The sequence below is a fragment of the Terrabacter sp. Soil811 genome (assembly GCF_001429655.1).
Lineage (GTDB): Bacteria > Actinomycetota > Actinomycetes > Actinomycetales > Dermatophilaceae > Terrabacter.
The window spans coordinates 55838-74595 of sequence record NZ_LMSX01000013.1 but is presented as its reverse complement, the minus strand read 5'-3'; the positions used below and the strand labels follow the sequence as shown (position 1 = coordinate 74595).

At 71.5% G+C, this 18758-nt stretch carries 16 protein-coding genes; 11 read left to right on the top strand and 5 right to left on the bottom strand.

All coding sequences use genetic code 11. From position 1 onward, the window contains the following. The first annotated feature begins 27 nt into the window (after nucleotides 1-27). The 3 genes from ASH01_RS21390 (at nucleotide 28) to ASH01_RS21380 (ending at nucleotide 2570) form a co-directional block, all read left to right on the top strand. Complete coding sequence (locus ASH01_RS21390) at nucleotides 28-792, top strand: class I SAM-dependent methyltransferase (protein WP_020145492.1); 765 nt, start codon at nucleotides 28-30, stop codon at nucleotides 790-792. Between the two features lie 42 nt (nucleotides 793-834). Continuing rightward, nucleotides 835-2094 carry a DNA polymerase IV gene (gene dinB, locus ASH01_RS21385; protein ID WP_056781059.1) on the top strand — a complete coding sequence of 420 codons (1260 nt, stop codon included), beginning with the start codon at nucleotides 835-837 and terminating at the stop codon, nucleotides 2092-2094. A 74-nt stretch (nucleotides 2095-2168) separates the two neighbouring features. Beyond that, nucleotides 2169-2570, top strand: coding sequence for a DUF3040 domain-containing protein (locus tag ASH01_RS21380; protein WP_082620078.1), 402 nt, complete (start codon nucleotides 2169-2171; stop codon nucleotides 2568-2570). Nucleotides 2571-2679: 109 nt separating this feature from the next. Here ASH01_RS21380 and ASH01_RS21375 read toward each other — a convergent pair whose 3' ends face one another. Together ASH01_RS21375 and ASH01_RS22750 are read right to left on the bottom strand one after the other, a co-directional pair. Beyond that, nucleotides 2680-3168, bottom strand: coding sequence for a DUF456 domain-containing protein (locus ASH01_RS21375; protein WP_056781053.1), 489 nt, complete (start codon nucleotides 3166-3168; stop codon nucleotides 2680-2682). A gap of 70 nt (nucleotides 3169-3238) precedes the next feature. After that, entirely contained in the window at nucleotides 3239-3463 is a 225-nt protein-coding gene (locus ASH01_RS22750) for a DUF7455 domain-containing protein (protein WP_028785799.1), read from the bottom strand. 407 nt (nucleotides 3464-3870) lie between these two features. Between ASH01_RS22750 and ASH01_RS21370 the strand changes: the two genes are divergently transcribed. From ASH01_RS21370 to ASH01_RS21340, 7 genes are all read left to right on the top strand, one after another. Then, nucleotides 3871-6003, top strand: coding sequence for a DNA gyrase/topoisomerase IV subunit B (locus ASH01_RS21370; protein ID WP_056781050.1), 2133 nt, complete (start codon nucleotides 3871-3873; stop codon nucleotides 6001-6003). 382 nt (nucleotides 6004-6385) lie between these two features. Then, the gene (locus ASH01_RS21365; protein ID WP_369793483.1) at nucleotides 6386-7399 is read left to right on the top strand and encodes an AAA family ATPase; all 1014 of its coding nucleotides are present in this window, start codon (nucleotides 6386-6388) and stop codon (nucleotides 7397-7399) included. Nucleotides 7400-7425: 26 nt separating this feature from the next. After that, the gene (locus tag ASH01_RS21360; protein WP_056781047.1) at nucleotides 7426-8313 is read left to right on the top strand and encodes a DUF58 domain-containing protein; all 888 of its coding nucleotides are present in this window, start codon (nucleotides 7426-7428) and stop codon (nucleotides 8311-8313) included. After that, nucleotides 8300-8782, top strand: coding sequence for a hypothetical protein (locus ASH01_RS21355; protein WP_056781045.1), 483 nt, complete (start codon nucleotides 8300-8302; stop codon nucleotides 8780-8782). The genes ASH01_RS21360 and ASH01_RS21355 overlap by 14 nt, the downstream gene beginning before the upstream one ends. Next, nucleotides 8773-9762, top strand: coding sequence for a VWA domain-containing protein (locus ASH01_RS21350; RefSeq protein ID WP_056781042.1), 990 nt, complete (start codon nucleotides 8773-8775; stop codon nucleotides 9760-9762). Before ASH01_RS21355 ends, ASH01_RS21350 begins: the two co-directional genes overlap by 10 nt. After that, nucleotides 9759-10769, top strand: coding sequence for a vWA domain-containing protein (locus ASH01_RS21345; protein WP_162263919.1), 1011 nt, complete (start codon nucleotides 9759-9761; stop codon nucleotides 10767-10769). The genes ASH01_RS21350 and ASH01_RS21345 overlap by 4 nt, the downstream gene beginning before the upstream one ends. Beyond that, entirely contained in the window at nucleotides 10766-11611 is an 846-nt protein-coding gene (locus ASH01_RS21340; protein WP_056781040.1) for a tetratricopeptide repeat protein, read from the top strand. The genes ASH01_RS21345 and ASH01_RS21340 overlap by 4 nt, the downstream gene beginning before the upstream one ends. 22 nt (nucleotides 11612-11633) lie before the next feature. Here ASH01_RS21340 and ASH01_RS21335 read toward each other — a convergent pair whose 3' ends face one another. From ASH01_RS21335 to ASH01_RS21325, 3 genes are read right to left on the bottom strand one after another with little or no spacing between them, the layout of a single operon-like run. Then, on the bottom strand, nucleotides 11634-12767 hold the full coding sequence (locus ASH01_RS21335) for a sucrase ferredoxin (protein WP_056781037.1): 1134 nt from the start codon (nucleotides 12765-12767) through the stop codon (nucleotides 11634-11636). Next, entirely contained in the window at nucleotides 12764-15304 is a 2541-nt protein-coding gene (locus ASH01_RS21330) for a DNA gyrase/topoisomerase IV subunit A (RefSeq protein ID WP_056781034.1), read from the bottom strand. Before ASH01_RS21330 ends, ASH01_RS21335 begins: the two co-directional genes overlap by 4 nt. Nucleotides 15305-15360: 56 nt before the next feature. Beyond that, nucleotides 15361-15981 carry a nitroreductase family protein gene (locus ASH01_RS21325; RefSeq protein ID WP_056781031.1) on the bottom strand — a complete coding sequence of 207 codons (621 nt, stop codon included), beginning with the start codon at nucleotides 15979-15981 and terminating at the stop codon, nucleotides 15361-15363. Between the two features lie 55 nt (nucleotides 15982-16036). Between ASH01_RS21325 and ASH01_RS21320 the strand changes: the two genes are divergently transcribed. Beyond that, nucleotides 16037-18736: a bifunctional acetate--CoA ligase family protein/GNAT family N-acetyltransferase gene (locus ASH01_RS21320; RefSeq protein ID WP_082620076.1), complete on the top strand. Its 2700-nt coding sequence runs from the start codon at nucleotides 16037-16039 to the stop codon at nucleotides 18734-18736. Nucleotides 18737-18758 lie beyond the last annotated feature (22 nt).

Genomic DNA, 18758 nt, shown 5'->3' with positions numbered 1-18758 from the left:
GTACCACGTTCCCAGACGGAGGATCCCGTGCCCGACGAGCAGCGCCCCCAGCGACGTGGAGGGGTCCGGCCGTCGGCCGTCGTCTCGGCCGTGGGCCACCTCGCCGACGAGTGCTCGCAGCGCCTCGGCCGGCCGCTCGAGGTGCTCGACCTCGGTGGCGGCACCGGTGGCGTCGCCGTCCCGCTCGCCGAGGCCGGTCACCACGTCACCGTCGTCGACCCCAGCCCCGACGCCCTCGCCTCGCTCGGTCGCCGGGCCCGCGAGGCCGGCATCGTCGACCGCATCACGGCGGTCCAGGGCGACGGTGACTCTCTCGGCTCCGTCCTGGCCGGGCGCCACGTCGACCTCGCCTGCTGCCACGGCACGCTCGAGTTCGTCGACGACCCCGCGGCGACGCTCCACGCCATCGCGCAGGCGCTGGGCGACGGCGGCGTCCTGTCCCTGCTCGTCTCCGGCCGACTGTCCGTCGTCTTCGCCAAGGCCATCGCGGGTGAGTTCGGCCAGGCCCGCGCGGCCCTCGTCGACCCCTCCGGTCGCTGGGGGAGCACCGACCCGCTGCCGCGCCGCTTCGACGTCGAGCAGCTCGAGACGCTCCTCGCCGACGCCGGCTTCACCGACGTGCGGGTGCGTGGCACCAACATCCTCGGCCACCTCGTCCCGGCCTCGCTCATCGACTCCGAGGCCGACCGCGTCGCCCTGGCCGAGCTCGACGAGCTGCTCGTCACCGGTCCGGGGCGCGAGTTCCTCCGGACCCTCGGCAATGCCCTCCACGTCGTCGCGCGCCGCGACTGACCGCGCCCTCGTGAGCGCGTCGACCCGTCCGACGGGCCGACGATGAGCCGCCGCCAGTTCACCGCGCCGACCCGGGCCGGCTCCGAGCCACCCGACGACACCGGCTGCACCGTCCTGCACGTCGACATGGACGCCTTCTACGCGTCCGCCTCGCTCATCTCGCGGCCCGAGCTGCGGGGCAGACCCGTCATCATCGGCGGCGCGAGCGGGCGGTCCGTGGTGCTCTCGGCCACCTACGAGGCGCGGGCCTTCGGGGTCACCTCGGCGATGCCGATGGCCAGGGCCCAGCGGCTGTGCCCGCAGGCAGTCATCATCGAGCCCGACCACCGCCGCTACGCCGCCATCTCCGAGGCCGTCATGGCGACCTTCGCGACGATCACCGACAGCGTCGAGCCGCTCTCGCTCGACGAGGCCTTCCTCGACGTCTCCGGGGCCGTGCGCCGCCTGGGCCGTCCGACCCAGATCGCCGAGCAGCTGCGCGACACGATCGCCGACGAGCAGGGCATCACGTGCTCCGTGGGGGTGGCCTCGACGAAGTTCGTCGCCAAGCTCGCCTCCAACCTCGCCAAGCCCGACGGGCTCATCGTCGTGCCGCGCGAGGAGGTCGTCTCGTTCCTGCACCAGCTGCCCGTCGGCGCGATCTGGGGCGTCGGCGACAAGACCGAGGAGCACCTGCACCGCCTCGGCCTGCGCACCGTCGCCGACCTCGCGCACACGCCCGTCGAGACCCTCCAGCGTGCCCTCGGCGACGTCTCCGGCCGGAGCCTGCACGACCTCGCGTGGGGTCGTGACCCCCGGTCCGTCGTGCCGGAGCGACGCGAGAAGTCGATCGGCGCCGACGAGACCTTCGCGCACGACATCGACGACCCCGTCCGCATCCACCGCGAGTTGCTGCGCCTCGCCGACCGCACCGCGGCCCGGGCCCGGTCCGCCGGCATGACGGGGCGCACCGTGTCGATCAAGGTCCGCTTCGCCGACTTCACGACGATCACCCGCGCCAAGACGCTGCGCCACCACACCGACGTGTCCCGCGACATCTTCGCGACGGCCCGCGAGCTCTACGACCGCCTCGGCCTCCAACGCGCCCGCATCCGGCTCGTCGGGGTCCGCCTCGAGGGGCTCGTCCCGTCGGCCGTCGCTCCCATCCAGGCCACCCTCGACGAGCCCGAGCACGGGTGGCGTGAGGCCGACCGCGCGGTCGACCGCGCGAGCGCCAGATTCGGAGCCGGGTCGGTGCGTCCGGCGTCACTCATGCCCGACCGACCCTCGGGTTCCCAACGCGCTCGGCGCGACCTATCCTGAGGGAAAGAAGTCCGCGTCGGCCGTTTCCGACATACGATTCGGGCACAGTCGATTTCGCACCAGGGAGGTGCCAGGTGGCACTCTCGGAACACGAGGAAGCACTCCTCCAGCAGATGGAGGAAGCCCTCTACGCCGAAGACCCTCGATTCGCCTCGCGGATTGAGAAGACGAAGTCGCGCGGTCTCGGCCGTGGACGCCTCGTCGCCGGAGTGGTGGCTGCGGTCGTCGGTCTCGCCCTGGTCGTCTTCTCGGCGATGAGCAGCAGCATCTGGCTCGGTGCGGTCGGCTTCGCCATCATGGTCGCAGGCATCGTCTACGCGATCACCCCGTCGAAGACGAAGCTCGCAGCCGTCGCCAGCGACGGCACCACCAAGCCGCGGGCCGGCGGCAAGGCCAAGGCCGCCTCCGCCAAGCAGGGCACCTTCATGGAGCGCCTCGAGGAGCGGTGGGAGAAGCGCCGCCGCGACCAGTGGTGACGCGCCGCTGACCGGCCCCCACCTCCACGGACGCAGACAGGACCCCGACGGAGACCGTCGGGGTCCTTCACATCTCCGGGCCGTGTCAGACGAGAGCCTCGCGGGCGGGTCAGGGTCGCGTGGCGTAGACGCCGAGAGCCCACGTCGCGATCATCGCGAACGCCGTGACGAGCTCGATGCCGATGTTGAGGGCCACCGCGCGGATGGCCTGGGTCGTCGCGTGCCAGGCCGGTGCATGCCCCCGGTGCTTGGCCAGCTCGAGGACGTAGATCGTCAGGACGAACCCGAGGGGTCCGCCCACGACGGGCACGACGAAGAAGCCCACCACGGCGACGACCAGCGCCACCGCGACGATGACCCCGTCGACGCCCGCGGTCTTCATCCGTCGCCCGGGGACGAGGTACTGCGCGACGAGGCCCACGGCATACAACAGGGTCGCGATGCCGAAGACGAGCCAACCCGGCCCGTCCTGACGTTCGAACGCCCACACGAGCGTCGCACCCCAGACCAGCAGCAGCCCCGGCAGCACCGGGACGACGATGCCGACGGTGCCCACGATCATCGCGAGCAGAACGAGGACGTTCGTCGCAGTGATCACGGGGCAGCCGTCGGCGGCGTGCGGATCAGGATGGGGTCAGGAGGGGCCGGGCCGGAGATCGCCTCTGGACTCAGTGTTCGTCCACGGGAGCAGATCCCGGGACCTCGGTGAGTCGTTCCGTCTCGTCGCGGATGTCGAGAGCCTTGTCCTTCAGCGCCGGGAGGTGCTCCCGTCCGTGGTGCGCGCAGAAGAGCAGCTCTCCGCCGGAAACGAGGCGGGCGCGGATGTAGGCCTGAGCCCCACATCGGTCGCAGCGGTCAGCAGCAGTCAGTTCGGGTGCCAGTGCTGTCGTCATCGTATTTCGCCTCTTTCCTCCCTCGGGGGTCCCCCGGAGGGAAACCCTGCCATGTACCTACGACGCCCGATCGGTCCATCCGGTGGACCTCTCGCGCCTCGTGGACGTTCCAACAGTGAATCACGTCGAAACCTTCCCGATGGTGAGGCTCGGTCAGTGAGACGCCCGCCGGAGCAACATCGTTACGTGTCAGTGATTCGGCGCGCCGCCCAGATACGGATTGGCAGGCCGCTCCCGACGGGGCTCGCGGGGCTGCCGGGGCTGGTGCCCGACTCGTCGGTGAGGTCCGTCACCCGGGGGAGCCGCGAGCCTCCCGAGGGCGGTCGGTGGCGGTGGCTAGGCTTCCCCTGCCAGCCCTCCACAGCCCGACCGCTGGCCGCACACCGACGGAAAGAGAACGACACACCGTGGCCTCCGCCTCACGACCCGCTCCCTCCGGCAACGGCGACTACACCGCCCGCCACCTCCAGGTCCTCGAGGGCCTCGAGGCCGTGCGCAAGCGCCCCGGCATGTACATCGGCTCGACCGACCAGCGCGGCCTCATGCACTGCCTCTGGGAGATCATCGACAACGCGGTCGACGAGGCCCTGGCCGGCGTGTGCACCGACATCGAGGTCATCCTCAGCGGCGACGGGTCCATCGAGGTCCGTGACAACGGTCGCGGCATCCCCGTCGACATCGAGCCCCGCACCGGCCTGTCCGGTGTCGAGGTCGTCTTCACCAAGCTGCACGCGGGTGGCAAGTTCGGTGGCGCGTCGTATGCCGCCACGGGTGGTCTCCACGGGGTCGGCGCCTCCGTCGTCAACGCCCTGTCCGCGCGGCTCGACGTCGCGGTCGACCGCGGCAGCAAGACGTACGGCATGAGCTTCCGGCGCGGCGAGCCCGGCACGTTCGCCGACCGCACGGCGATCCACTCGCCCGACTCGGAGTTCACGCCCTACGAGAAGAAGAGCGCGCTGCCCGTCGTCGGCAAGGCCAAGCGGGGCGTCACCGGCTCGCGTGTGCGCTTCTGGCCCGACCGGCAGATCTTCCTCAAGGACGCCGAGCTCGACTACGACGCCATCCTCGGACGCGCCCGCCAGACCTCCTTCCTCGTCCCCGGCCTGCGCCTGGTCATCCGCGACGAGCGACGCCTCAAGGGCACGCCCGGCGAGGAGGGCACCGTCGAGGAGGTCTTCCAGCACGATGGCGGCATCACCGACTTCGTCGAGTACCTCGCGCCCGACACCCCGATCACCGACGTGTGGCGCCTCGAGGGCTCTGGCACGTTCACCGAGACCGTCCCGGTCCTCGACGTCAACGGCCACATGACCCCGACCGAGCTCGAGCGCGAGTGCGGTGTCGAGGTCGCCCTGCGCTGGGGTCAGGGCTACGACACGAAGGTCCAGTCCTTCGTCAACATCATCACCACGCCCAAGGGCGGCACCCACGTCACCGGCTTCGAGCAGTCCATCGTCAAGGTGTTCCGCAAGCAGCTCGAGGTCAACGCCCGACGCCTCAAGGTCGGCAACGACAAGCCCGAGAAGGACGACATCCTCGCGGGCATGACCGCCGTCGTCACGGTGCGTCTGGCCGAGCCGCAGTTCGAGGGTCAGACCAAAGAGGTCCTCGGCACCAACGCCGTGCGCGCCATCGTGGCCAAGGTCGTCGAGACGGAGCTGACCGACCGCCTCACGTCGACCAAGCGCGGCGACAAGGCGCAGGCGGCCCTGCTGCTCGAGAAGGTCGTCTCCGAGATGAAGTCGCGCATCAGCGCGCGGCTGCACAAGGAGACCCAGCGGCGCAAGAACGCCCTCGAGAGCTCGACGCTGCCGTCGAAGCTGCGCGACTGCCGCACCACCGACGTCGAGCGCTCCGAGCTGTTCATCGTCGAGGGTGACTCGGCCATGGGCACCGCCAAGGAGGCCCGCAACTCCGAGTTCCAGGCGCTGCTGCCGATCCGGGGCAAGATCCTCAACGTCCAGAAGGCGTCGGTCTCCGACATGCTCAAGAACGCCGAGTGCGCCTCGATCATCCAGGTGATCGGCGCCGGCTCGGGTCGCAGCTTCGACCTCGGCGCGGCGCGCTACGGCAAGGTCATCATCATGACCGACGCCGACGTCGACGGCGCCCACATCCGCACGCTGCTGCTGACGCTCTTCTTCCGCTACATGCGTCCGCTCGTCGACGCCGGTCGCGTCTACGCCGCCATGCCGCCGCTGCACCGGCTCGAGGTCATCAACGCGGGCGCCAAGAAGAACGAGCTCATCTACACCTTCAACGAGCCCGAGATGCGCCGCACGCTGGCCCGCCTCGAGAAGTCGGGCAAGAAGATCAAGCAGCCGATGCAGCGTTACAAGGGTCTCGGCGAGATGGACGCCGACCAGCTCGCCGACACGACGATGGACCCGCGTCACCGCACGCTGCGCAAGGTGACGATGCGTGACCTCGAGGCCGCCGAGCGCGTCTTCGAGCTGCTCATGGGCAACGAGGTCGCACCGCGCAAGGACTTCATCATCGAGTCCGCGGCCGAGGTCGACCGCGAGCGGATCGACGCCTGAGCGCAGCGATCCAGGCCCCTGACGTGTCTGTGGGGTGACGGGACCTCCGGCGCGGCACAGCATGCCGTGCTTACGATGTGTCCCTGCCGGCGCGACTCCCTCCGCCGGTACGCGTCGAGAAGGGGAATCGATGGTGGGCAACGTCAACGCCGAGGAGTCGGTCGCCGACGAACGGTCCGGCGCGCTCGACGCGCTCGACGAGCCGGGCGCGCAGCCCGACACGGGTCAGGTCGCCCCGTCGGAGGAGGTCGACGGCACGAGCTTCACCGTCACGCTCCCGAGCCCGGCCGCACCGGACGACGCCGCCGTCCCCGACGAGCCGGACCAGCTCTCGGGCTCGCCCGACGCCCCCGACGAGGACGTCGCCGTGGCCGGCATCGACATCGCCCCCGACCGCACCGCACCGGCACCGACGCGTTACCTCACGCCCGACGAGCTGCACTGGGCCGCCGAGACCATCGAGGCCATCTCGACGGCCTTCGCCTCGAAGGTGGTCGGCCAGGCACGTCTGCAGGAGACCCTGCTCATCGCCCTGATGACCGGCGGCCACGTCCTCCTCGAGAGCGTGCCCGGGCTGGCCAAGACGACCGCGGCGCAGACGATCGCGCAGGCGGTGGGCGGGTCGTTCCACCGCATCCAGTGCACCCCGGACCTGCTGCCGAGCGACATCGTCGGCACGCAGGTCTACAACCAGCACTCCGGCACGTTCGAGACCCAGCTCGGTCCCGTCCACGCCAACTTCGTCCTCCTCGACGAGATCAACCGCAGCAGCGCCAAGACGCAGTCGGCGATGCTCGAGGCGATGCAGGAGCGCCAGACCTCCATCGGTGACCGCAGCTACGCGCTGCCCGACCCGTTCCTCGTCCTCGCCACCCAGAACCCCATCGAGCAGGAGGGCACCTACCCGCTGCCCGAGGCGCAGATGGACCGCTTCATGCTCAAGGACGTCCTCGACTACCCGTCGCCGGCGGAGGAGGCCGAGGTGCTGCGGCGCATCGACTCCGGCATCTTCCTCACGGCGTCCGAGCCGGTCGTGTCCGTCGCCGACGTCAAGCGGCTGCAGGGGCTCGTCGGCCGGGTCTACATCGACCCGGCGATCGTCAACTACGTCGTCGGCATCGGCTACGTCACGCGGCACCCGCGCGACTACATCGAGCCGCGCCTCGCCGGCTACGTCGACTTCGGGGCGAGCCCGCGGGCGAGCATCTCCTTCACGAGTGCGGCGCGGGCCCGCGCCCTCGTCGACGGCCGCAACCACGTCGTCCCCGACGACGTCAAGGCGCTGACGCACCGGGTGCTGCGGCATCGCGTCACGCTCGGCTTCGAGGCGGCCGCCGACGAGGTCGCCGTCGAGAGCATCATCGACGCGATGGTCAACGGGATCCGCACCCCCTGACCGGGGAGCCGGACGACGGACGCGACATGACGACGACGCTGCTGACGAGGGTGAAGAGCAAGCTCTTCGTCCACGCGCGCCGCAAGTCACGCAGCCTCCTCGAGGGGGAGTACGCCTCCGTCTTCCACGGTCGCAGCCTCGACTACGACGACCTGCGCGACTACGTCCCGGGCGACGAGGTTCGCGACATCGACTGGCGGGCCACCGCCCGTAGCCAGTCGCCGCTCGTCAAGCGCTACGTCGCGACGCGGAAGCAGAACCTCATGCTCGTCATCGACACCGGCCGCGGGATGGCGGCCACGACCCGCAGCGGCGAGCCGAAGAAGTCGGTGGCCATCGCGGCGGCCGGCCTCGTCGGCTACCTCGCGCAGCGCCACGGAGACCTCGTCGGGCTCGTCCGCGGCACCGCCGGCTCGACGGTCGCGCACGACCTGCGCGGCTCCGAGGCGCACCTCGAGCTGTTGCTGCGCGCCGTGGACGCGGCGACCGTCCTCGACGGCGACCAGAGCAACCTCGCGACGCAGCTGCGCTGGATCGTCCGCAACGTCCGCCGCCGCCTCGTGCTGCTCGTCGTCGCCGACGACAAGGAGCTCGACCCGGCGCTCGACGAGCTGCTGCGCCGTCTCCACGTCCAGCACGAGATCCTCTGGATCACCGTCGAGGACGCCGACCCCACGGCCATCGAGGGGGACCGGACGGCATACGACGTCGCCGACACGTACACGCTGCCGACGCTGGTGCGGCTCGACCCGCGGGTGCGCGCGGCGTATTCCGCCTCGGTCGCCGAGCGCGTGCGGCGCACGACCGAGCTGCTCGACCGCCGCGGGATCAACCATGCCCGTCTCGGGTCGTCCGACGAGGTCGTCGCGACGGTCTTCGCCCTGCTCGAGAGGCAGCGTCGTGCGCGCCGCTGACGCCCCGCCCCCGGGCTTCTACGCTCCCGACCCGTATGCCGCGACGTGGCTCTGGATCGGCGTCGGCGCGCTCGTGCTCGTCGCCGCCTGGTACGTCTGGGTGTGGTGGTCGACGCGCGAGAGGAAGGTCGTCGTCCCGCCACGCATCACGTCGGACCGGCTCTCACGCCTGCGCGCCGACTACACCCGGCAGATCGACCTCGTGCTCGACCGGGCCGCGGCCGGCGAGATCAGCCAGCGTCGGGCGCACCAGCAGCTCAGCGTCCTCGTGCGCCACTTCGTCCAGGAGGTGTCGGGGATCCACGCCCCGACGATGACGCTCACCGAGCTCAACGCGACGGGATCCCGGCTGACCCCGGTCTCGCAGGTCGTCGGATCGCTCTATCCCGGTGAGTTCGGCCCGCGTGAGACGGCGACCCTCGTCGGGGCGGGCACCGTCGCCAAGCAGGTGGTGGCGCGATGGAGCTGAACGGCCTCGACCTCAAGTGGCCGGGCGTGCTCGGCCTCGGGACGCTCCTCGCGGCCCTGCTCGCGTATGCCGTCTACCGGCTCATGTCCCGCCGGCAGGCACGAGCGTCGGCGGCGGTCGCCAACTCGAGCGCGTTGACCGAGCTGCCGGAGTACCGCCGGGCGCTGCGCCTGCACCGGATCCGGATGGCCGTGCTCGCGTCCAGCGCCGTGCTCCTCGGCGGGGCGGCCCTCGTGGGCGCAGCCCGACCGCTCGACACCACCATCGACAAGCCCCAGACCCGCAGCCGCGACATCATGCTGTGCCTCGACATCTCCGGCTCGATGGCCGCCTACGACGCGACCCTCGTGTCGACGTTCAAGACGCTCGTCTCGAGCTTCGAGGGCGAGCGGATCGGGCTCGTCATCTTCAACTCGTCGGCCGCCACGGTCTTCCCGCTCACCGACGACTACGACTTCATCAACGGGGAGCTCGACTCCGCGGGACGTGCGCTGACGGGCGACCCGGAGTACGACTCCTTCTTCGCCGGCACCTTCAACGGCCGCGGCACCTCGTTGATCGGCGATGGCCTCGCCACCTGCGTTTCCAGCTTCGACAAGGTCGACGTCCAGCGCGCCCGCTCGGTCGTCTTCGCCACCGACAACCACCTCGCCGGGCGGCCGATCATCGACGTCGACGAGGCCGGTGCGCTGGCCAAGGCCAAGGGCGTCCGCGTCTACGGGCTCAACCCGGAGGAGGACGGGGCCGACCAGGAGGCGGTGGAGATGCGCGACATCGTCACCGGCACCGGCGGACGCTACTTCGCGATGAGCGACCAGGCGGCCATCAAGGGGATCGTCGACGCGGTCCAGGCCCAGGAGGCGACGCTCATCGACGCCGCTTCCCGTGCCCTCTACTCCGACAACCCGACGCTGCCGATCACGCTCGCCGGGATCGGGCTCATCGGCGTCATCGGTGCGAGCCGGAGGTGGGCGTCGTGACCCTCCTGCCCGTCGCCCCCTGGCCCGTGCTGCTCGTCCTCGCGGTCGGGGCGCTCGCCGCCGTGTGGTGGAACCCGTCGTCGCGCTCGGTGCCGGGAGAGTCGCGGGCGACGCACTGGCGGCTCACGGGTGCGGTCGTGCTCCTCGGGGTCGCCGCGCTGCGTCCGGCCGTTGCGGGTGAACAGGTCGACACCACCGCCGCCAACCTCAACGTCTACTTCGTCGTCGACACGACGAGCAGCATCATCGCCGAGGACTACGGCGACGGTCGCCCGCGCATCGACGGCGTCTCATCGGACATCTCCGCCATCGCTGAGGCTCTTCCGGGTGCCCGCTACTCCGTCGTGACGTTCGACCAGGACGCCCGGGTGCGGCTGCCGCTGACGACCGACACGACGGCCCTCGACGCGGCGGTCGAGACGTTGCTCCCGGAGTCCTACGAGGTCTCGAGGGGCACGTCCGTCAGCGAGGCGAACGACCGCCTCAAGACCCTGCTCCAGCAGGCCGACGCGCGCACTCCCGAGCGTGGGCGGGTCGTCTTCTACTTCGGCGACGGCGAGCAGACGGCGCAGGACCCTCCTGCGCCCTTCGACATCGACAAGCGGCTCATCAATGGGGGAGCCGTCCTCGGCTACGGCACCACGGAGGGCGGCCGGATGAAGGCCACGCGGTCGCGTTTCGACACGACACGCGACTACATCAAGGACCCCGCGACCGGTGAGGACGCCCGCTCCGTCGTCAGCGAGGACACGCTACGCACGATCGGCGACCAGCTCGGCCTGAGCTTCGTGCACCGCGAGGCGGGCGACGCGATCGGCCCCGCCGTGGGCGGCATCGACCTCGAGCGCTTCGGCACGAGCGAGCAGATCGAGAAGCAGAAGGTCATCGCCCGCCGCGAGCTCTACTGGCCGCTGCTGCTCGGGGTGGCCGGGATCGCCGCGTGGGAGGTCGGCGCCGGCATCACGGCGCTCGTCCAGACCCGGCGCCGGAAGGAGACGCGCCCATGACGATCGTCGACGAGCGACCGGCACGCGCGGACAGCGTCACCGCGGAGGGCGTACGCCGCCGGTTCCGCCTGCGCCGACGTGACCGTCGCCCCCTCCCGCCGCACCTGCGTCGGCGACGCCGGCGGCTGCTGCTCGCGTCCGCTCCCGTCGTCGTCCTGCTCGTCCTCGTGGCGCTCAGGCTCATCTCGCTCAACCTCGTGCACGCCCAGACGCTCGACGCCTACGAGGCCGGCGACAAGCCGCGCACCCTGACCTGGGGCGAGCGGCAGGGGTGGGTCAACGTCGTCGAGCAGTTCCGGTCGCCCTTCGCGATCGGTGACGCCCACGTCCTCTCGGGGCACTTCGAGCTGGCGCGGCCGTGGTTCGAGCAGGCCTTCGAGCAGGTCCCCAAGGGCGGGATCGACGACTGCAAGGTGCGCGTCAACCTCGGCCTGACCTACGAGGCCCTGGGCGACGCCGCGAAGGCGCGCGAGCGCACCGACGAGTGGAAGCAGTACTACGACAAGGGCATCACGATCACGAAGGAGCGGCCGCCGCTCTGCGACGCGCCCGAAGGCGGCCAGACCGGCGAGCAGCTCCAGCAGGCGCAGCAGCGGATGGAGCAGAAGAACTCCGACACACCCCCTGACCAGCAGCCCCCCGACAACCCGCAGCAGCAGCCGGGGCCGGGTCAACAGCCCGCACCCACGCCCGACCCCGGGAACACCCCGAGCCAGGAGGAGCAGGACTACCTCCAGGAGCAGCAGCGGCAGAACACCATCGAGCGCAACCAGCAACAGCAGCAGGGCAACGACGACACCGTGCCCGGGGACGGGTCGCAGACCGTCCCCAAGCCCTGGTGAGCGATCCCGTCCCGATGCGTGGCTAGAACCACGCCTCGACGATCGTCGCTCGGTGCTCGTGCACCTCGACCGCCTTCTTGCCGCAGGACTCGGGGCGCGTGCGACCGGCGGGTTCGCGCGTCACGCGAACGTGCCAGCGGCGCCCGTCGGCGTGCGTGACGGTGACGTCCCAGCCGTCGTCGACCGCCTCGGGGGCGTCGGCCCACAGCGCGGCGAGGCGGGTCTCGCCCGTCTCGGAGCGGACGTGGGACTCGGCGCACTGCGACGGACCGGCGACGCCGGAGCGGCCCCGGTCGTGGAGCGGGCCGAGCAGCTCGGCAGGCAGGTGCCCGGACTCGCTCGCTCCGAGGAGCCACTCCGACGCGCGCTCGTCGACGCGCGCGAAGGTCTGTCCCCACGGCAGGAGGACGGCAGTCGGCGCGAAGCGGTGACCGCCGGTGTGCGACACCTCCCACGCCCGGCCGGGGGCGACCCGCGCGGCGTGGGCGGCGAGCGGGCGTCCTCGGACGGCGCAGCAGACGTCGCGACGACCGTTGGTGCACACGAGCAGCGTGGGCTCAGCGGGGCGTGAGCCGAGGAGCGAGGCCTGCACGAGGGCGCGGCTGCCGCGGGCGAGGGCGCCCCAGTCGAGTCCCAGCAGGTCGCCGACGTGGTCGACCTCGGCGACGAGCAGCCAGGCGTCCTCGGGACGCGCACCGGCGTGCGCGACGAACACGTGGCGGGGGCCGTCGTTGGCCGGATGCCCGCCCGGGCGTCGGATGAGCATGAAGCGCCCACCTGCCCGGCTCGTGCGGCCCTCGAGCTCGGCGCCGAGCTCCCGGTCGAGGTGCGACTCGCGTGCCGCGTCGCGGCCCCACGGGCCGGGCTGCTCGACGATGACGAAGAAGCGCGCCGTGGCCGCCGTGCCGTAGGCGCTCGTGCCGTCGTGGTCCCAGAGGACCGAGCACGCGTCGGAGGCCGGGGTGCCGTATCCGGTCGTCGCGGGGTGCTCGGCGTGCTCGGGTTCGGCGTGCTCGGGTTCGGGGTGCTCGGGCGATCCGGAGATCGCGTCGACGACCGACGTCACCTTTGCGGACTCCGCGGACGCGGCGGCCGTGGCTGCAGCCGCGGCCGCCGCAGCGCGGCGGGCGGCCTTGCCGCCGGGAGGCGGGGTCACGCGTCGCCGCCGTCGGACGGGGCGTCGCCATCGCCGAGGGCATCCGTCGTGACCGCGACCCCCGACTCCGCGTCGGTGGACTGGGAGGTGGCGGGTGGGGCCGCGACGTGCGCGATGACCGCGGCCGTCGGGACGCCCGAGCCGTCGCGGCGACCGTCGGCGGGCGGCAGCTCGATGGCGACGCCGTTGGCGGCGGCGGCGCGGGCCGGGGTGTTGCCGGCGAAGGCGAGCACGAGCGTGTCCTCACCCTTGAGGAAGCGGTGGCAGCGAACGCCACCGGTCGCGCGGCCCTTCGGGGGGTACTCGGCGTACGGCGTCACCTTGAGCGACCCGCCCTCGGTGCCGGGCAGCGCACCCGACGAGCCGGACGACGTGACGACGACACCCTCGCGGGCGGGGTCGGCGACGCCGAAGAAGGCGACTCGGGCGCCGGCGGCGAGCTTGATGCCCGCCATGCCGCCGGCCGAGCGGCCTTGTGGGCGAACGGACTTCGCCGCAAAACGCAGCAGCTGTGCGTCGGTCGTGACGAAGACGAGGTCGAGGTCCTCACGGTCGGCGACCGCGGCTCCGACGACGCGGTCGCCGTCCTTGAGGCTGATGACGTCCCAGTCGTTGCTCTTGGGTGCCTCGGACGTGACCCGCTTGACGACACCGGCCGCCGTGCCGACGGCGAAGACCGGTGCGTCGGCACCGATCGGCACGATCGTCACCGGCTCCTCGCCCTTGCCGAGGTCGACGTACGCCGCGAGAGGCGCACCGCCCGACAGGGTGGGGGAGCCGTTGGTCGGCGGCAGCGTCGGCAGGTCGAGCGCCGAGAGGCGCACCATCCGGCCGGCGCTCGTCACGAGCCCGAACTCGCCGCGTGCGGTCGTGCGGACGGCGCCGATGACGACGTCGTGCTTCGAGCGTGAGCCCTCGGCGGTGACCGGCTCGGCCGTGCCGGTGCGGGCCAGCAGGCCGGTCGAGCTCAGCAGGACCCAGCACGGGTCGTCGGCGATCTCGAGCGGCGAGGCGGCCGTCGCGGTCGCGCTGGCACCCGAGCTCTCGAGGAGCACCGTGCGACGCGGGGTGCCGTGCGCCTTGGCGACGTCGGCGAGCTCGGTCGACACGAGCTTGAGCAGCAGCTTCTCGTTGTCGAGCAGGGCGCGCAGCTCCTCGATGGCGCGCTCGAGCTCGGTCTTCTCGTTCTCGAGCTCGATGCGCGAGAACTTGGTGAGCCGGCGCAGCTGGAGGTCGAGGATGTACGTCGCCTGGGCCTCGGAGAGGTCGAAGACGTCCATGAGCCGCGTGCGGGCGGTGCCGGCGTCGTCGGAGCCGCGGATGACCTGGATGACCTCGTCGATGTCGACGATGGCGATGAGCAGTCCCTCGACGAGGTGCAGCCGCTCCTCGCGCTTGGCCAGGCGGTGGGCGGTGCGTCGGCGCACGACGTCGGTGCGGAAGTCGACGTAGACCTTGAGGAGGTCCTTGAGGCCCATGGTGCGCGGCTGGCCCTCGACGAGCGCGACGTTGTTGATGCCGAAGTTCTCCTCCATCGGCGTCAGCTTGTAGAGCTGCTCGAGGACGGCGTCGGGGTTGAAGCCGTTCTTGATCTCGATGACGAGGCGCAGGCCGTGCTGTCGGTCCGAGAGGTCCTTGAGGTCGGCGATGCCCTGCAGCTTCTTGCCCTGGACGAGGTCCTTGACCTTGTCGATGACCTTCTCTGGTCCGACGAGGTAGGGCAGCTCGGTGACGACGATGCCCTTGCGCCGCGGCGTGATCGACTCGATGCGTGCCGTCGCCCGGGTGCGGAAGCTGCCACGCCCGGTGAGGTAGGCGTCGCGGATGCCCTCGAGGCCGACGATCTTGCCGCCGCAGGGCAGGTCGGGCCCCGGGACGAACTTCATGAGGTCCTCGAGCGAGCACGTCGGGTTGGCGATGAGGTGCCGCGCGGCGCCGATGACCTCGACGAGGTTGTGCGGGGGCATGTTCGTGGCCATGCCGACCGCGATGCCGGCCGCGCCGTTGACGAGGAGGTTGGGGTACGCCGCGGGCATCACCCCGGGCTGGAGCTGGGTGTCGTCGTAGTTCGGGACGAAGTCGACGGTGTCCTCGTCGAGGCCCGCGACCATGAGCAGCGCGGCATTGGCCATGCGCGCCTCGGTGTAGCGGGCCGCGGCCGGACCGTCGTCGAGCGAGCCGAAGTTGCCGTGGCCGTCGACGAGGGGCAGGCGCAGGGTGAACGGCTGCGCCATGCGCACGAGGGCGTCGTAGATGGCCTGGTCGCCGTGCGGGTGGTACTTGCCCATCACCTCGCCGACGACGCGCTGGCTCTTGACGTGGCCGCGGTCGGGACGCAGCCCGAGCTCGTTGGCCCCGTAGAGGATGCGTCGCTGGACGGGCTTGAGCCCGTCCCGGGCGTCGGGCAGCGCCCGGCTGTAGATGACGCTGTAGGAGTACTCGAGGAAGGCGTTCTGCATCTCCTCCTCGACGTCGATGCCGACGATCTTCTCCTCGAAGTCCTCCGGTGGAGGCGGGGGGGTCTTTCCACGGGCCATGCCGGGTGGTGCTCCTTGCCGCTAGCGGGTGAACACCCCATCTTCGCGCAGGGTGATCACGGGTTCTCACCTGCCACGCCGAAACGGCCCCAGTGGGCCACGTCGCGACCGGTGCGCCGGTGCCGTCGGAGGCTCGGGCTCCTGGGTCCCGGGACGGCATACCCGATCGACACGACGCCCACGATGCTGCGCGTCGAGGGGATGCCGAACGCCTCGTGGACGGCGCCGTGGCGTTCCGGCGGCACCCCGAAGAAGAGGCTGCCGAGGCCCTCGTCGGTGGCGGTGAGCAGGATGAGGAGCGAGGCCATGCCCGTGTCGACGTCCCAGTAGGGCACCGGCCAGCGCGCCTCGTCCCGATCGGTCCAGCCCTTGTCGGGCGCCGCGTAGCGGTCGAGGTAGGCGTCCTTGTGCGAGAGGCACAGCACGAGCACCGGGGCGGCGCGTATGCCGTCGAGCCAGGGGTCGCTCGCCGCGCCGGGCTCCGTCGTGGCCGCCCAGAAGGCGTCCCGCTCGGGCGGTGTCGTCAGCACGACGAAGTCCCAGCCCTGGCTGAACCCGGCACTGGGGGAGCGCACCGCGTTGGCGAGGCAGCGCTCCACGACCTCGCGCGGGACCTCCCGGTCGGGGTCGTAGCGACGGACCATGCGTCGGGAGCGGACGACGTCGGCGAACTCCATGCGACCACACTCCCATCTCCCGGGGCCGCGCAGCCCGACGTGACACGATGAGGGCATGGAGGGTGGCGAGCTCAGCGACGACACCGGTGCGATCGAGCGGGTCTCGGCGCAGGCCACGGGTGCCCCCGTCGAGTGGGAGGCGGACGTCGTGCTCCGGGACGGCACCGTGGCGCACGTGCGGCCGATCGCGCCCGACGACGCCGACGGCATCCGCCACTTCCACAGCCTCCAGTCGGAGGAGTCGATCTACCTGCGCTTCTTCGCCCCGCTGCGCGAGCTGAGCGCCCGCGACCTCCACCGCTTCACGCACGTCGACCACCACGACCGGGTCGCCCTCGTCGCGACGCTCGACGGCGAGATCATCGGCATCGGCCGGTACGACCGCATCGACCCGACGTCGGCCGAGGTCGCCTTCAACATCTCGGACCACTACCAGGGCAAGGGCATCGGCTCGGTCATGCTCGAGCACCTCGCCGCCATCGCCCAGGAGATGGGCATCAACCGGTTCGTCGCCGAGGTGCTGCCGCAGAACCGCAAGATGCTCACCGTCTTCAAGGAGGCGGGCTACGAGGTCACGCACCACATCGAGGACGGCGTCGTCGAGGTGTCCTTCGACATCTCGCCGACCGAGCAGAGCAAGGCCGTCCAGCTCTCGCGCGAGCACCGCGCCGAGTCCCGCAGCATGCACACGATCCTCTTCCCGGAGCGGGTCGCGATCATCGGCGCGAGCCGGCGCGAGGAGTCGATCGGTGCCCTCGTCATGCGCAACATCCTCGCCGCCGGCTACCGGGGCGAGCTCTACCCGATCCACCGGGTGGCCGACCGGATCCAGGGCCTCACGGCCTACCCGAGCATCCACGACGTGCCCGAGCCCGTCGACCTCGCGATCGTCGTCGTGCCGGCGGCGCAGGCCATCGAGGTCGTCAAGGACTGCGGCAAGGCCGGGGTCAAGGCGCTCCTCGTCCTGTCGGCCGGGTTCGCGGAGGCGGGCGAGGAAGGAGTCCGCCTGCAGGAGAAGCTCCGTCGTCGAGTGCGCCGCGCCGGCATGCGCATCGTCGGACCCAACAGCTTCGGCCTCATCAACAACGACCCGTCCGTGCGCCTCAACGCCACCCTCGCCTCGGTCATCCCCGAGTCGGGTCGGCTCGGCCTCTTCGCCCAGAGCGGTGCGCTCGGGGTCGCGGTGCTCGCCTCGGCGGCCCGCCGCGGCCTCGGCATCTCGGTGTTCGCGTCGGCCGGCAACCGCGTCGACGTCTCGGGCAACGACCTCATGCAGTACTGGATCGACGACCAGGAGACCGACACGGTCGGGCTCTACCTCGAGTCGATGGGCAACCCGCGCAAGTTCTCACGCATCGCCCGAGCGCTCGCGGCGGTCAAGCCCGTGGTCGTGGTCAGCTCGGGGGTGTCGAGCTTCGCCGCCCCTCCCGGGCACCGCACCAGGGTGACCAACGTGCCCCCTCAGGCGTTCGACGCCCTGCTGCGCCAGGCCGGCGTCATCCGCGTCGAGAACGTCCACCAGCTCTTCGACGTCGCCCAGCTGACGCTCCACCAGCCGTTGCCGAAGGGCGACCGCGTCGCCATCGTCGGCAACTCCGACGCCCTCGGCGCGCTGAGTGCGAGCGCGTGCGTCAGCTGGGGACTGCGGGTGACGCACGGCCCCGTCTCGCTGCCGCCGCAGGCCTCGGCCGAGGAGTTCGCCGCCGCGCTCGACGCGGCCTTCGCCGACCCTGAGGTCGACAGCGTCGTCGCCGCCTTCATCCCGCCCCTCGTGACCCAGGACGAGGAGGTGCACATGGCGGTCCGCACCATCGTCGCCGACCACGAGAAGCCTTGTGTCGCGACGTTCCTCGGCATGCGGGGTGTCGGTGACGGTCTCTCCTACGAGCAGCACGGCATCCGGCGGTCGGTGCCGGCGTACTCGATGCCCGAGGACGGCATCCGGGCCCTCAACGCCGTCACGCGGTATGCCCTCTGGCGCCAGCGCGACCGCGGCACCCAGGTTGCCCCGGTGGGCATCGACCGGCTCCGTGCGGAGTCGCTCCTCGAGGGCTATCTCGCAGGCAGTCCCGACGGACGCGCGCTGACGCGCGAGGAGGCGCGCGACCTGCTGGGCGCCTACGGCATACGTGTCTGGCCGGCGGTGGAGGTCGCGGGCGTCGACGCGGCGGTGGCCGCCGCCGACGAGCTGACCTACCCCGTCATCCTCAAGTCGACCTCGCCCGTCGTGCGTCACCAGCCCGGCCTCGTCGGGGTGCGTGGCGACCTCGTCGACGCCGAGGCCGTCCGCGACGCGCACACGTCGCTGACCCAGCGTCTCGGGCCGCTCGGGGCCGACCGGTTCGTCGTGCAGCGGATGGCCGTGCCCGGCGTGTCCTGCGTCATCCGCGCCAGCGAGGACCCGCTCTTCGGTCCGGTCGTCAGCTTCTCCGTCGCCGGGCCACCCACCGAGCTGCTCGGTGACGTCGCGCACCGCATCCCGCCGCTCACCGACGTCGACGTCACCGACCTCATCGACAGCGTCAAGGCGGCGCCGCTCCTCAGCGGCCACCGCGGCGCCGCCCCGGTGCACCGGGCGGCGCTCGCCGACCTCATCGCACGGCTGTCGGTCCTCGCCGACGACCACCCGGAGCTGTCCTCGGTCGAGCTCAACCCCGTCAACGCCTGGACCGGCGGGGTCGACGTGCTCGGCGCCGAGGTCGTCGTGCGACCGGCCCTCGTGCGCAAGGACCCGGGCCGGCGCCGGATGACCTGACGCAGCACGGTGTGGACCGCTC